The sequence below is a fragment of the Mycolicibacterium parafortuitum genome (genome assembly GCF_010725485.1).
Lineage (GTDB): Bacteria > Actinomycetota > Actinomycetes > Mycobacteriales > Mycobacteriaceae > Mycobacterium.
The window spans coordinates 4,726,812-4,740,922 of record NZ_AP022598.1; the positions used below are offsets into that span (position 1 = coordinate 4,726,812).

Below are 14,111 nucleotides of genomic sequence, written 5' to 3' on the forward strand. Positions count from 1 at the left end.
CACCCTCGGCGACACCGCCTCCCGACGCCGGGCGGGCCAGCTCCCAGCGGATGTGGTCGATGGGGGTGCCAGGCGTGGTAGCGGTCGACGATCTGTTCGCCGTAGCGCATCGTGCCGCCCAGATGGGTGAACCAGTCCAGCAGCATCGTCGGCGTGACCCCGGCCAACGGCCGGTGGTCGATGGTGATGCGACGCCGGCCGCGAGGGCACCGGACGTAGCGCACCGCGGCGGTGTCGACAGAACGCAGCGGATACAGAACCGGACGTGCCATGATTCCTCCTAAGATACGATTCCGTTTCTTAATGTAGATCGTTGCCATAAGATACGCAAGCGTTTCTTTGTGGCGCCGCCGAGTGCACCGTGCGTTCAGCGCGACGAAGGAGGTTCGGATGGTGCGACGACGCGGCGCGGAGCTGGACTCTGCGATCCAGGCGGCGGTCCTGGAGCTGCTCGCCGAGCACGGTCCGGAGGCGGTGACGATGGACGCGGTTGCCGCGGCGGCCAGGACCAGCAAGCCGGTGCTGTACCGGCGCTGGCCGGACCGGCGCGCGCTGCTGCGCGACACCCTGCTCACGGTCGCGTCGACGTCGTTCCCCCAGCCGGACACCGGATCGTTGCGCGGCGACCTGCTCGAGGTGCTGCGGGCGTGGGCACAGCTGTTCACCGGCGGCTCCGGACCGCTGATGCGCTCGGTGATCACCGCCGTGATGACGGACCCCGAGCTGGAGGCCACGTTTCGCGCCGATGTGCTCGGGATGCGCAAGGACGAGATGAGTGCGCTGATCCGGCGTGGCATCGAGCGCGGTGAGGTGCGCGCCGACGCACCCGTCGAGCTGGTCCGCGAGCTGGGCCAGAGCGTGCTGTGGCACCGGCTGCTGATCACCGGCGACCCGATCGACGACGAGCTGGTGACCCAGCTCGTCGACGAGGTGCTCATCCCCGTCACGGCCCCTACTACGAGTCGTAGTTAACGAGCCTCTACCATCGGAGCGTGCCCGTCGGACGACTTTTCCTGCGGCTCGTCGACCTGCTCCCCGAGCCGAGCCTCCGCGTGCAGCGCATCGTCGCCGCGGCCGTGATCCTGACCCAGGGCGGTATCGCCGTCACCGGGGCCATCGTTCGTGTCACGGCCTCGGGGCTCGGCTGCCCGACGTGGCCGCAATGCTTCCCCGGCAGTTTCACGCCGGTGCCCCACCCCGAGGTGGCCGGCATCCACCAGGCCGTCGAGTTCGGCAACCGGATGCTGACGTTCCTCGTGGTGCTCACCGCGGCCGCCGCCGTCATCGCGGTGACCCGGGCGCGGCGCCGCCGAGAAGTGCTGATTTACGCCTGGCTGATGCCGGCGTCGACGGTCGCGCAGGCGATCATCGGCGGCATCACCGTGCTCACCGGCCTGCTGTGGTGGACGGTGGCCATCCACCTGTTGGTGTCGATGGCGATGGTGTGGCTGGCCGTGCTGCTGTTCGTCAAGATCGGCGAACTCGACGACGGCGTGGTCACCGAGCTCGCCCCGAAACCGTTGCGGCTGTTGACCGTGCTGTCCGGGATCACGCTGGCCGCCGTGCTGGTGACCGGCACCATGGTGACCGGCGCGGGCCCGCACGCCGGCGACAAGAGCCTGGAGCGCCCGGTGCCGCGGCTGCAGGTCGAGATCACCACGCTGGTGCACATGCACTCGTCGCTGCTGGTGGCCTATCTGGCCCTGCTCGTGGGGCTGGGCTTCGGCCTGTGGGCGGTACACGCCGACCGGGACGTGATGAAGCGGCTCGTCGTGGTGGTGGTGCTGGTCGCCGCCCAGGGCGCGCTCGGCGCGGTGCAGTTCTTCACCGGCGTCCCCGAAGTGCTGGTCGCGCTGCACGTCGCCGGCGCGGCGGCCTGCACCGCGGCGACGGCGGCGCTATGGGCGTCGTTGCGCGAACGGGCCGAGCCCGAACCGCTCCAACGCTGACTCCACTTCGAGCGCGAAGCGGCGCTGCCGCCGGGCCCTGTCGCCGTCGTCGAGCTGCCGCCAGCCCAGTGACGGTTCGACGAGCTCGAGTTCGAGCAGCCGTGGATCGTCGGGCCCGCCGATGATGTCGACGCGGCCGTACAGGAGCTGAGACGCCGGCACCCCGGTCCGCGCGGCCGCCGCGGCCAGCGCGGCGTGCCCGAGCTCCCACAGCGCGACGTCCGGATCGGCGGGCTGCAGCCGTTCCTCGGCGAAGGTGCCCGACTCGTCGAACTCCGGGGCCTGTCCGGGCGGAGGCAGCATCGGGCCCTTGGTGAACGCATGGGACTGCTCCCCACCGACGAACACCAGCGCCGTCTCGCCGTCGGCGACGCGGGCGTCGTAGGGCTGCACCATCGCGGTGCGGCCATCCGCCAGCAGCGCCTCGGCGTGTGCCCGCGCCTGCGCAGCGTCGCGGAACCGCAATGCGCCCACCGACCCCGCCCCCACCGAGGGCTTGACCACAACCTCACCGTCGGGGATGTGTATCCGCTCCCCCGGCGTGAAGAACGAGGTCGGCACCACCGGCACACCAGCCGCGGCCAGATCCGCCAGGTAGCGCTTGTCGGTGTTCCAGGCGACCACGTCGGGCGGATTCAGCAGATGCGCAACGTCGCGCGCCCAGCCCAGGAACTCGTCGAGCCGGTCGGTGTAATCCCACGTCGCGCGCAGGATCACCAGGTCGGCGTTCAGGGATTCCGGGTCGTCCCAGGCCAGCCAGCGCGCGTGCAGACCGCGGTCGCGCAACGCCTCGACCAGTCCGGCGTCGTCACCGTCACCGTCGGGCAGCGCAGAGCACGCGGCCAGCACGATGCGGGGATGGAAGATGTCGGGGCGGGCGAGTTTCATCAGACGGCCGATTCTAGTGACGGGCATGATGGTCACTATGTACGCGATCGAAGTCGTCGAGGTCGGCGGTCCCGAAGTCCTGTCCCACGTCGAGAAGGAACGCCCGACCCCGGGCCCGGGCCAGGTCCTCATCCGGGCGGAAGCGATCGGCGTGAACTTCATCGACACGTATTTCCGGTCGGGGTTGTATCCGCGGGAGACGCCGTTCGTGGTCGGCGCCGAGGTGTGCGGCACCATCGAGGAGGTCGGCGAAGATGTCGCTGCCCTCAACGTCGGTGACCGCGTCGTCACCACGCAGTCACTCGGCGCGTACGCCGAATACTCCCTGGCGCCTGCCGACTTCGTCGCCTACGTGCCCGACGGCGTCGCCCCCGAGGTGGCCGCGTCGGCGCTGCTGAAGGGCATGACGGCGCACTACTTGATCAAGTCGACGTACCCGGTGCAGCAGGGCGATGCGCTGCTGGTGCACGCCGGTGCGGGCGGAGTCGGCCTGATCCTGACGCAGTGGGCCACCAGCCTGGCGGCCTCGGTGATCACCACCGTCTCGACCCCGGACAAGGCCGAGCTGTCGCGGCGGGCCGGCGCGGTCGAGGTGCTCGACTATCCGGACGATCCGCAGGCCTTCGGGGGCCGGATCCGCGAGCTGACCGACGGCGACGGGGTGGCCGCCGTCTATGACGGGGTCGGTGCGTCGACCTTCGAGGCGAGCCTGGCCAGCCTCGCCGTGCGCGGCACCCTCGCGTTGTTCGGCGCGGCCAGCGGACCTGTCCCGCCGGTCGACCCGCAACGCCTCAATGCGGCCGGCTCGGTGTTCCTGACCCGGCCCAACCTCGCCCACCACACCCGCACGCCAGATGAATTCTCTTGGCGGGCAGGCGAACTGCTGACCGCGATCGCCGACGGAACCCTCGACGTGACGGTGAGCCACCAATATCCGCTGCGCGACGCGGAGCAGGCGCACCGCGACCTGCAGGGCCGCAAGACCGTCGGCTCGGTGGTGCTGGTCCCCTAGTGCGCTAGTCGGCGTCGGCCGAGACCAGGTCGACCTCGTCGGCGGTCACGGTCTTGTGCCCGTTGTAGACGTCGCGATCGATCTCGTCGTCGGCATCGGCGACCAGCATCGCGACGAAGGTGTCGCCGTTGACGTTGAGGAAGGTCCGGAAGATCCCGGCGAACCAGTCGACGGCGATCAGCAGACCGACCGCCTCGAACGGCAGGCCCAGCGTGGTGGCCAGGAACATCGCCACCACCGGGAAACCGCCGGGCACCGTGATGGTGCCCATGTTGAGCAGGATCGCCAACCCCATCCCGAGCGCGATCTGCCCGAAGCTCAACTCGATGCCACCAGCCTGCGCGAGGAACATCACGACGATCATGTAGTTCAGCACGGCACCGTACGAGCCCATCGTCAGCCCGATCGACAGCGTGAAGTTCGCGACCTTCTGGCTGATCCCGACCTTCTCGATCGCGCTCTTCAGCACGGTCGGAAAGGTGACCGCCGAGCTCGTCGTCGTGACAGCGATGGCGGTCTGCTCGGCCAGCTTGCCGGGCAGCAGCCGCGGGTTGAGCCTGGTGCGCGCGGTGACCACGACGACGAACGCCGCGAACAGGATCAGCACGCCGAGCAGCGTCGTCCCGAGGTACTTCAGCGCGGTCGTCACCACCGAGAAGCCCACGTCGCCGGCCAGCGCCGCAAGCAGGCAGAAGACACCGATCGGCGCGACGTACATGACCAGCCGGATCATCGTCAGCACGATCTGCTGGATCTGGTCGATGAACGTCAGCACCCGGTCATCGCCGGTCTTGGCGATCTGGGTGCGCAACGCGACCCCGAACAACAACGAGAACACGATGATCGGCACCATCGTCGCCGTGGACATCGCGTCGAAGATGTTGGTGGAAATGAAGTTTCGTAGCGTGTCCTGCCAGCCGAGGGCCTCGGCCGCCGAATCCTGCAGGTCGGCGTCCACTCCTCCGTCGAACACGATGCCCGCCCCCGGGCGCAGCAGCGTGCTCAGTCCCCACGCCAGGACGGCCGCGACCGCCGAGAACCCCAGCATCCACGAGAACGTGCGCACCGCGATGCGCCCGGTACCGGCGCCCGTCATCGATCCGGTCGCGACGATCACCGACGCCATCACCAGCGGCACGATCGACATCTGGATCAGCCGGATGAACATGTCGCCGATGAACTTCACATTCGCGGCCCAGTCGCCGACGACGAGACCGAACACGATGCCGGCGATCGCGGCGACACCGATCTGCAGTGCGGGGTGTTTCAGGGTTCTGGTCATAGCTGCCCGACCGTAGATCGGGCCCGCTACCGGCGGATGCCCGAACCGTTTCACCCCTGTTAAGCCCGCTGCGCCTCCGGGAACGTCCAGGATCCGTCGAGGATCTGCGGCCGCGGCCGGTACAGCCGCACCAGGTAGTTCCAGCCCGGGGTGACGGGAAGGTGGTTCGCGACCCCGTCCGGGTCACCGCCGAACTGCACGGTGACCGCACCGTCGGCGTCCCTGGCGGCGGTCACGCTGTTGACCGAGTACGCGTCGGCCGGGTTCGCGGTGAAGTAACCGTCGGCGTTGTAGACGGTGATGGACCAGAATCCGTCGACCGGGACGTCGCGAACGGTCAACCGGTGCACCGTGTCACCGTCGTTGGCAGCCGGGCTGACGGTCAGATACAGCGCGTCGCGCTCGGGGTTGCCACCCCACGCGGCGGCCGCGCCGATCAGCCTGCGCACCGGGTCGACCTGACCCTCGGCACCAAACATGCCGCGGGTGTCGGGCAACGTCGCGAACAGCGCCACCAGCGGATCGCGCACCTGCTTCTGGCTTACCGGGTCCCAGTCCGGCACCTCGAACACGCCGGCCGAATCCTGGTCGACGGCGACCGCGTCCTGCAGGGCGTGCACGGCGGCCAGATCCTCGGCGTCGTTCGGGTCGACGAGGATGCGCAACGCGAGCATCACGTACCGGGTGCCGATGCCGGCCCGGTCGAAGGTGTGGACGCCGCGGTCATAGATCACGGCGGGCACGTAGTGGTCCTCGGTGATCACCTGCAGCGCCAGGAACCGGTCACCGGCGTCGGGCAGCGTGACGGTCACCGGTCCGGCGTCGAGATCGAAGACGCCGGTCGAGTACAGGGTGTCGCGGTTCTGGCGCACGACCAGCTGGTTGTCCAGCGGGCCGAAATCGCGGTAGTGGGTGAAGGACCCGAGCGCCCCGTCGCGCACGACGTTGCCGAAGTACAGATCGGATTCGGCCCGGATGAAGTTGTCCGGGGTGACGCGCACGGTCACGCTCAGACGTGCAGCAGGGTGGGCAGCGCCAGCGCCGAGTCGACCGCAAGCGCACAGAACACGACGGCCAGGTAGTTGTTGGACTGCAGGAACAGCCGCAGCGGCTTGACCGCCTCGCCGCGCTTGACGCCGGCGTAGAGCTGGTGGGCCATCACCAGGAACCAGGTGCCGGCCAGGATCGCGACCGAGGCGTACAGCCAGCCGGTGGTCAGCGCCAGCGCCAGCGTCGCGGCCACGGTGAGCCAGGTGTACACCAGGATGTGCTTGGTGACGCGCTGCTCGGTGGCCACGACGGGCAGCATCGGGACACCGGCCGCCTCGTAGTCCTCCTTGTAGCGCATCGCCAGCGCCCAGGTGTGCGGCGGCGTCCAGAAGAAGATGATCAGGAACATCACCAGCGCGGGCCACTGGATCGTGCCGGTGACCGCCGACCAGCCGATCATCACCGGCATGCAGCCTGCCGCGCCGCCCCACACCACGTTCTGCGAGGTGCGGCGCTTGAGCAGCAGGGTGTAGACGAGCACGTAGAACGCGATGGTGGCGCCGGCCAGGTGCGCCGAGAGCATGTTGGTGGTCCACCACAGCCAGAAGAACGACCCGACCGACAGCGCCAGACCGAAGACCAGCGCGTGGCTGCGCGGCACGGTGGCCCGAGCCAGCGCCCGGCGCTCGGTGCGCTTCATCTTCTTGTCGATGTCGGCGTCGGCGACGCAGTTCAGGGTGTTGGCGCCCGCGGCGGCCAGCAATCCACCGACGAGGGTGTTGAGGATCAGCAGCGGGTCGACGGTGCCACGGTTGGCGAGCAGCATCGCCGGGATCGTGGTGACGAGCAGAAGCTCGATGACGCGGGGCTTGGTCAGCCCGATGTAACCGAGGACACGGTCGCGGAAGCGGATCGGCCCGTCGACGGAGTCGTTGACGAGGCTGCCTTCGCGGATCCTCACGCAACCAACTCCTCAGCAACACCTCGGGCAACGCCCAGACGACCATCTACTACAGAGGATGGTAGACCGCTACGGTCGTTGTCCGAAATTGCAGGGTCGATTCGCAGCCGCTTCTCGGGATGACAACTGCATCGGCTGCCCGTTCACCACTAGGGTGGTCCATGCGGATCGACAGTCGGAACAACACTGCCCGCTGAACATAGGAGCGCTCGTCGTGACCACGATCGAAGAGATCAATTCCCTCACCCGGCCCAACCATCCGGACGACTGGACCGATCTGGATTCGCGCGCTGTCGACACGGTGCGTGTGCTGGCAGCCGACGCGGTGCAGAAGGTCGGCAACGGGCATCCGGGCACCGCGATGAGCCTCGCCCCGCTGGCCTACACCCTGTTCCAGCGCCAGATGCGCCACGACCCCAGCGATGTGCACTGGCTCGGCCGGGACCGCTTCATCCTGTCGTGCGGACACTCCAGCCTGACGCTGTACATCCAGCTCTACCTCGGCGGCTTCGGTCTCGAGCTGTCCGACATCGAGGCGCTGCGGACCTTCAAGTCCAAGACGCCCGGCCACCCCGAGTTCCGCCACACCCCGGGTGTGGAGATCACCACCGGCCCGCTCGGACAGGGCCTGGCCTCGGCGGTCGGTATGGCGATGGCGGCCCGCTACGAGCGCGGCCTGTTCGACCCCGACGCCGCCCCCGGCGAGAGCCCGTTCGATCACTACATCTACGTGATCGCCTCCGACGGCGACATCGAAGAAGGCGTCACCAGCGAGGCGTCGTCGCTGGCGGGCACCCAGCAGCTGGGCAACCTGATCGTCTTCTACGACAAGAACCACATCTCGATCGAGCACGACACCGACATCGCACTGAGCGAGGACGTCGCCGCGCGCTACCGCGCCTACGGCTGGCATGTCCAGGAGGTCGAGGGCGGCGAGAACGTGGTCGGCATAGAAGAAGCAGTGCAGGCGGCAAAAGCCGTCACCAACAAGCCGTCGCTGATCTCGCTGCGCACGATCATCGGCTACCCGGCGCCGAACAAGATGAACACCGGCGGCGTGCACGGTTCGGCGCTCGGCGACGACGAGGTCGCGGCGACCAAGAAGATCCTCGGTTTCGACCCCGACAAGACCTTCGAGGTCAGCGAGGACGTCATCACCCACACCCGGGGACTGGTGGCGCGCGGCAAGGAGGCCCACGACGCGTGGCAGCAGGACTTCGACGCATGGGCCCAGCGCGAGCCCGAGCGCAAGAAGCTGCTCGACCGGCTGACCGCCCAGGAACTGCCCGAGGGGTGGGATTCGGACCTGACGTACTGGGAGCCCGGCTCCAAGGGCGTCGCCACCCGCGCCGCGTTCGGCCAGGTACTCAACGACGTCGCGCCGAAGCTGCCCGAGCTGTGGGGTGGTTCGGCGGACCTGGCGGGCAGCAACAACACCACCATCAAGGGTGTCAAATCGTTTGGCCCGCCGTCGATCTCGACCGACGACTTCACCGCCGACTGGTACGGCCGGGTGCTGCACTTCGGTATCCGCGAGCACGCGATGGGCTCGATCCTGTCCGGCATCGTGCTGCACGGCCCGACCCGCGCGTTCGGCGGAACCTTCCTGCAGTTCTCGGATTACATGCGGCCCGCGGTGCGGCTGGCGTCGCTGATGGACATCGACACGATCTACATCTGGACCCACGATTCGATCGGTCTCGGTGAGGACGGCCCGACCCACCAGCCGATCGAGCACCTCGCCGCGCTGCGCGCGATCCCGAATCTGTCGGTGGTGCGCCCCGGCGACCCGAACGAGACGGCGTACGCGTGGCGCAGCATCCTCGCGCGCGGAAACGGCAGCGGCCCGGTCGGTTTCATCCTGACCCGGCAGGCGGTCCCGGTGCTCGACGGCACCGACGCCGAAGGTGTCAGCCGCGGCGGCTACGTCCTCGGCGGCGGGGACGCCACCGGGGCCGACGTGATCCTGATCGCGACCGGCTCCGAGCTGCAGCTTGCCGTGGAGGCCAAGAAGTTGCTGGCGGACAAGGAGATCACCGCCGCGGTGGTGTCGATGCCGTGTGTCGAGTGGTTCGAGTCGCAGCCGAAGGAGTACCGCGACAGCGTCCTTCCGCCGAACGTGTCGGCGCGCGTCGCGGTCGAGGCGGCGGTCGCGCAGAGCTGGTACAAGCTCGTCGGCGACACCGGCGAGATCATCTCGATCGAGCACTACGGCGAATCCGCCGACGACAAGACCCTGTTCCGTGAATTCGGTTTCACCCCTGAGGCAGTGGCGGCCGCAGCGGAACGCACGATTCAGAATTGAGGAACGACATGACCCAGAACCCGAATCTGGCAGCACTGTCCGAGGCCGGCGTATCGGTGTGGCTCGACGACCTGTCCCGTGAGCGGCTGCAGACCGGCAACCTGCAGGAGCTGATCGACACCAAGTCGATCGTCGGCGTGACGACCAACCCGTCGATCTTCCAGGCCGCCCTGTCCAAGGGGAACGCCTACGACGCGCAGGTCAAGGAGCTCGCCGAGCGCGGCGCCGACGTGGACGCGACCATCCGCACCGTGACCACCGACGACGTCCGCAACGCCTGCGACGTGCTGGCCAAGCAGTACGAACTGTCCGACGGTGTGGACGGCCGGGTGTCCATCGAGGTCGATCCGCGGCTGGCCCACGACACCGACAAGACGATCCTGCAGGCCATCGAGCTGTGGAAGATCGTCGACCGCCCGAACCTGCTGATCAAGATCCCGGCGACCGAAGCAGGCCTGCCGGCGATCACCGCGGTGCTCGCCGAGGGCATCTCGGTCAACGTGACCCTGATCTTCTCCGTCGAGCGCTACCGGGCGGTGATGGACGCCTACCTCGCCGGCCTGGAGAAAGCCAAGGAGGCGGGCCACGACCTGTCCCGGATCCATTCCGTCGCATCCTTCTTCGTGTCCCGGGTGGACACCGAGATCGACAACCGGCTGGAGAAGATCGGCTCCGAGGACGCGCTCGCGCTGCGCGGCAAGGCGGGCGTGGCCAACGCCCGGCTGGCGTACGCCGCCTACGAGGAGATCTTCCTCGGCGGGGAGCGCTTCGCTCCGCTCAAGGACGCCGGCGCCCGGGTTCAGCGTCCGCTGTGGGCGTCGACCGGGGTGAAGAACCCGGACTACTCCGACACGCTGTACGTCACCGAGCTCGTCGCCCCGAACACGGTGAACACCATGCCGGAGAAGACCCTCGACGCGGTCGCCGACCACGGGACCGTCACCGGTGACACCGTCACCGGCCGCGGCGCCGAGTCCCAGGAGATCTTCGACAAACTCTCCGCGATCGGCATCGACATCACCGACGTGTTCCTTGTGCTGGAGAACGAGGGCGTCGAGAAGTTCGAGAAATCCTGGCAGGAACTGCTGGAGGCCACACAGGGTCAACTCGACGAGAAGAAGTGACCGGGTAGCCGTGGCCGAGCTCTGGCGTAACCCGTTGCGGGACAAGCGTGACAAGCGCATGCCCCGGGTGGCGGGCCCGTGCAGCGTCATCATCTTCGGGGTGACCGGGGATCTTGCCCGCAAGAAGCTTATGCCGGCGATCTACGACCTGGCCAACAGGGGGCTGCTGCCGCCGTCGTTCGCCCTGGTCGGATTCGCGCGCCGGGACTGGGCCGACGAGGATTTCAGCCAGGTGGTCTACGACGCGGTCAAACAGCACGCGCGCACACCGTTTCGACAGGAGGTGTGGGACCGCCTCGCCGAGGGCTTCCGGTTCGTCCAGGGCACGTTCGACGACGAGGCGGGCTTCGCGCAGCTGGCCGAGACGTTGGACACGCTCGACGTCGAGCGCGGCACGGGCGGCAATCACGCGTTCTATCTGTCGATCCCGCCGAACGCCTTCCCGGTGGTGTGCGAACAGTTGCAGAAGTCGGGACTGGCCCGGCCGAAGAACGGCAGCTGGAGCCGGGTCGTCATCGAGAAGCCGTTCGGGCACGATCTCAAGAGCGCGCGTGAGCTCAACGCGGTGGTCAACAGCGTCTTTCCCGAGGAGTCGGTGTTCCGCATCGACCACTACCTCGGCAAGGAGACTGTGCAGAACATCCTGGCGCTGCGGTTCGCCAACGAACTCTACGAACCGATCTGGAACTCGCACTATGTCGACCACGTCCAGATCACGATGGCCGAGGACATCGGATTGGGTGGCCGCGCAGGCTATTACGACGGCATCGGCGCCGCACGCGACGTCATCCAGAACCACCTGATCCAATTGCTGGCGCTGACCGCGATGGAGGAGCCGGTCAACTTCAGCCCGCACGAGCTACAGGCCGAGAAGATCAAGGTGCTCGGTGCAACGCGTCCGCTCGGCCCGCTGGACGAGACCACCGCACGCGGCCAGTATGCCGCGGGCTGGCAGGGCAGTGAGCGGGTTCCGGGCCTGCTGGAGGAGGAGGGATTCGCGGCCGACTCGGTCACCGAGACGTACGCCGCGATCACCCTGGAGGTCGACACCCGGCGCTGGGCGGGTGTGCCGTTCTTTCTGCGCACCGGAAAGCGCCTGGCGCGCAGGGTCACCGAGGTGGCCCTGGTGTTCAAACGGGCACCGCATCTGCCGTTCGACGCGACCATGACCGAGGAACTCGGCAAGAACGCGCTGGTGCTGCGCATCCAGCCCGACGAGGGCATCACGATGCGCTTCGGTTCCAAGGTGCCGGGCAGCGCGATGGAGGTCCGGGACGTGAACATGGACTTCTCGTACGGCTCGGCGTTCGCCGAGGACTCCCCCGAGGCCTATGAGCGGCTGATCCTCGATGTGCTGCTCGGGGAGCCCTCGCTGTTCCCGGTCAATGCCGAGGTCGAATTGTCCTGGGAGATCCTGGATCCGGTGCTGGAGAACTGGGCGGCACACGGAAAGCCGGACCCGTACGAGTCCGGTACGTGGGGTCCGCCGTCGGCGAACGAGATGGTGCGCAGGCTGGACCGGGAATGGAGGCGGCCGTGACGAGCGCTTGCGCGAGGAACCGAGGTCCCCGATGATCGTCGAGCTCTCCGACACCACCACCACCGAGATCAACAAGAAGATCATCGGCATTCGCGAAGAGGGTGGCGCGCTCACGCTGGGCCGGGTTTTGACGCTGGTCATCACCCCCGACTGCGAGGAGACGCTGGAGAACGCGATCGAGGCGGCGAACTTCGCCAGCCGCGAGCATCCGTGCCGGGTGATCGTCGCGCTGGCAGGCGACCGCTCGGCAGCGCCGCGCCTGGACGCCGAACTGCGCGTCGGCCGCGACGCAGGCGCCGGTGAAGTCGTGGTGCTGCGCCTGTCCGGCGAGTTGGCCGACCACGCCGACAGCGTGGTGCTGCCCTTCCTGCTGCCCGACACCCCGGTGGTGGCATGGTGGCCGGCCACCGCACCGCCGGTGCCGTCGGAGGATCCGTTGGGCAGGTTGGCGATCCGCCGGATCACCGACGCCACCCTGGCCGAGGACCCGCTGGAGGCGATCAAGAGTCGGCTGCCCGGTTATGCCCCTGGTGACACCGACATCGCATGGAGCCGCGTGACGTACTGGCGGGCGCTGCTGGCCTCGGCGATCGACGAGCCGCCGCACGAGCCGATCGAGAAGGCCGTCGTATCGGGTCTGAAATCCGAACCGGCGCTGGACATCATGGCCGGCTGGCTGGCCAGCCGGATCGACGGTGAGGTGATCCGCGCGGTCGGCACGTTGAAGGTGGAGTTGCACCGCGCCAGCGAGATGATCACCCTGAGCCGTCCGCAGGACGGCCTGACCGCGACCCTGAGCCGCACGTCGCGGCCGGTGGCTTTGGTACCGCTGGCGCGCCGGGACGTCCCGGACTGCCTGGCTGAGGAATTGCGGCGGCTCGATGCCGACGAGATCTATCGCGAAGCGCTGACGGGGATCGAGAAAGTGGTGTATCGATGACGGCGACCGTCGAAACCTATTCGGACACTGCCACTTTGGTTGCGGCCACGGGTGACCGACTGGTCGAGACGATCAAATCCGCGATCGCGGCGCGGGGCGCGGCGACCGTCGTGCTGACCGGTGGCGGCACCGGGATCGGCCTGCTGAAGCGAGTCGGCGAACGCAGCGACGAGATCGACTGGTCGAAGGTGCACATCTACTGGGGCGACGAACGTTTCGTTCCGGCCGACGACGATGAGCGCAACGAGAAGCAGGCCCGCGAGGCGCTTCTCGACCACATCGACATCCCGGACGTGAACGTGCACGCGATCGCGCCGAGTGACGGCGAGTTCGGTGATGCACTCGACGCGGCCGCCGAGGCGTACTCCCAGGTGCTCGCCGAAGCGGGACCGGATCCGACGCCCGAATTCGACGTCCACCTGCTGGGCATGGGGCCGGAGGGACACGTGAATTCGCTGTTCCCCGACACCGACGCGGTGAAGGAGACGGAGCGTTTCGTCGTCGGGGTGACGGACTCCCCGAAGCCACCGCCGCGCCGGATCACGTTGACGCTGCCCGCCGTTCAGCGGTCGCGTGAGGTGTGGCTGGTGGTGTCCGGCGAGGGGAAGGCCGAGGCGGTCGCGGCCGCGCTCGGCGGTGCCCAGCCGGTGGACATCCCCGCCGCGGGCGCGGTGGGCCGCGAGGCGACGGTGTGGCTACTCGACGAAGCGGCGGCCTCGAAGCTCTGACTTACGCGCCAGGACTGCCAGCGTCACCGCCGCGAGCAGTAGCGCCGGGACGTCCCCCCAGAGGTGTCCGCGGTGATGGCCGTCCAGCGACTGCACCGCCATGATCGCGGCGTGTACGACGCTGGACCACACCGTGAACCAGATCAGGCTGGCGTTTTCCTCGGGTCGGCGGGCCGCGTTGCACAGGCAGGCACCCAGCACTGCGTAGATGCCGACGATCATCATGAAGTACTGGGAGTCCTGCGGCGCGCCGTGGTGCCACGCCCAACCCGAGGGCCAGACCAGCGCCAGCGGGTAGAGCAGCAGCATCACCGCACCGAAGACCACGAGCGCGATGCGCAGAAGCCGGTAACTTGTCGTCGCTGTCATAGCGCACTCCAGAACGAGGGTCC

The 14,111-nt window shown here is 68.2% G+C and carries 13 protein-coding genes; 8 read left to right on the plus strand and 5 right to left on the minus strand.

Going from position 1 to position 14,111, the window contains the following annotated elements:
* Nucleotides 1-390: 390 nt before the first annotated feature.
* Together NTM_RS22290 and NTM_RS22295 are read left to right on the plus strand one after the other, a co-directional pair.
* Nucleotides 391-972, plus strand: a complete 582-nt coding sequence (locus NTM_RS22290) for a TetR/AcrR family transcriptional regulator (protein WP_163767919.1) — start codon at nucleotides 391-393, stop codon at nucleotides 970-972.
* A gap of 20 nt (nucleotides 973-992) precedes the next feature.
* A complete protein-coding gene (locus NTM_RS22295; RefSeq protein WP_163767923.1) occupies nucleotides 993-1,949 on the plus strand; it encodes a COX15/CtaA family protein in 957 nt (318 codons plus the stop codon).
* Here NTM_RS22295 and NTM_RS22300 read toward each other — a convergent pair.
* Complete coding sequence (locus NTM_RS22300) at nucleotides 1,899-2,837, minus strand: ATP-grasp domain-containing protein (protein ID WP_163769589.1); 939 nt, start codon at nucleotides 2,835-2,837, stop codon at nucleotides 1,899-1,901. The genes NTM_RS22295 and NTM_RS22300 overlap by 51 nt on opposite strands.
* Before the next feature lie 37 nt (nucleotides 2,838-2,874).
* Here NTM_RS22300 and NTM_RS22305 point away from each other — a divergent pair, with 37 nt between their 5' ends.
* Nucleotides 2,875-3,849, plus strand: a complete 975-nt coding sequence (locus tag NTM_RS22305; RefSeq protein WP_163767926.1) for a quinone oxidoreductase family protein — start codon at nucleotides 2,875-2,877, stop codon at nucleotides 3,847-3,849.
* A 4-nt stretch (nucleotides 3,850-3,853) separates the two neighbouring features.
* On the opposite strand, the gene NTM_RS22310 is transcribed toward NTM_RS22305, so the two are convergent.
* From NTM_RS22310 to NTM_RS22320, 3 genes are read right to left on the minus strand one after another with little or no spacing between them, the layout of a single operon-like run.
* Nucleotides 3,854-5,131 (minus strand): dicarboxylate/amino acid:cation symporter, encoded by a 1,278-nt coding sequence (locus NTM_RS22310; protein WP_163767928.1) that lies wholly within the window; start codon nucleotides 5,129-5,131, stop codon nucleotides 3,854-3,856.
* Between the two features lie 59 nt (nucleotides 5,132-5,190).
* On the minus strand, nucleotides 5,191-6,138 hold the full coding sequence (locus NTM_RS22315; RefSeq protein ID WP_163767931.1) for a DUF1214 domain-containing protein: 948 nt from the start codon (nucleotides 6,136-6,138) through the stop codon (nucleotides 5,191-5,193).
* Nucleotides 6,139-6,140: 2 nt separating this feature from the next.
* Nucleotides 6,141-7,082 carry a heme o synthase gene (locus NTM_RS22320; RefSeq protein ID WP_104860868.1) on the minus strand — a complete coding sequence of 314 codons (942 nt, stop codon included), beginning with the start codon at nucleotides 7,080-7,082 and terminating at the stop codon, nucleotides 6,141-6,143.
* Nucleotides 7,083-7,296: 214 nt separating this feature from the next.
* On the opposite strand from NTM_RS22320, the gene tkt reads away from it, so the two are divergent.
* The 5 genes from tkt to pgl are packed head-to-tail and all read left to right on the plus strand — an operon-like array spanning nucleotide 7,297 to nucleotide 13,719.
* Nucleotides 7,297-9,387: a transketolase gene (gene tkt, locus NTM_RS22325; protein WP_163767934.1), complete on the plus strand. Its 2,091-nt coding sequence runs from the start codon at nucleotides 7,297-7,299 to the stop codon at nucleotides 9,385-9,387.
* A gap of 8 nt (nucleotides 9,388-9,395) precedes the next feature.
* Complete coding sequence (tal, locus tag NTM_RS22330; RefSeq protein ID WP_104860866.1) at nucleotides 9,396-10,511, plus strand: transaldolase; 1,116 nt, start codon at nucleotides 9,396-9,398, stop codon at nucleotides 10,509-10,511.
* Nucleotides 10,512-10,569: 58 nt separating this feature from the next.
* Entirely contained in the window at nucleotides 10,570-12,051 is a 1,482-nt protein-coding gene (gene zwf, locus NTM_RS22335; protein WP_232079963.1) for a glucose-6-phosphate dehydrogenase, read from the plus strand.
* 31 nt (nucleotides 12,052-12,082) lie between these two features.
* Complete coding sequence (opcA, locus tag NTM_RS22340; protein WP_163767938.1) at nucleotides 12,083-12,991, plus strand: glucose-6-phosphate dehydrogenase assembly protein OpcA; 909 nt, start codon at nucleotides 12,083-12,085, stop codon at nucleotides 12,989-12,991.
* On the plus strand, nucleotides 12,988-13,719 hold the full coding sequence (gene pgl / locus NTM_RS22345; RefSeq protein ID WP_163767941.1) for a 6-phosphogluconolactonase: 732 nt from the start codon (nucleotides 12,988-12,990) through the stop codon (nucleotides 13,717-13,719). The genes opcA and pgl overlap by 4 nt, the downstream gene beginning before the upstream one ends.
* Here pgl and NTM_RS22350 read toward each other — a convergent pair.
* Entirely contained in the window at nucleotides 13,687-14,088 is a 402-nt protein-coding gene (locus tag NTM_RS22350) for a DUF6632 domain-containing protein (protein WP_104860862.1), read from the minus strand. The genes pgl and NTM_RS22350 overlap by 33 nt on opposite strands.
* Between the last annotated feature and the right edge of the window lie 23 nt (nucleotides 14,089-14,111).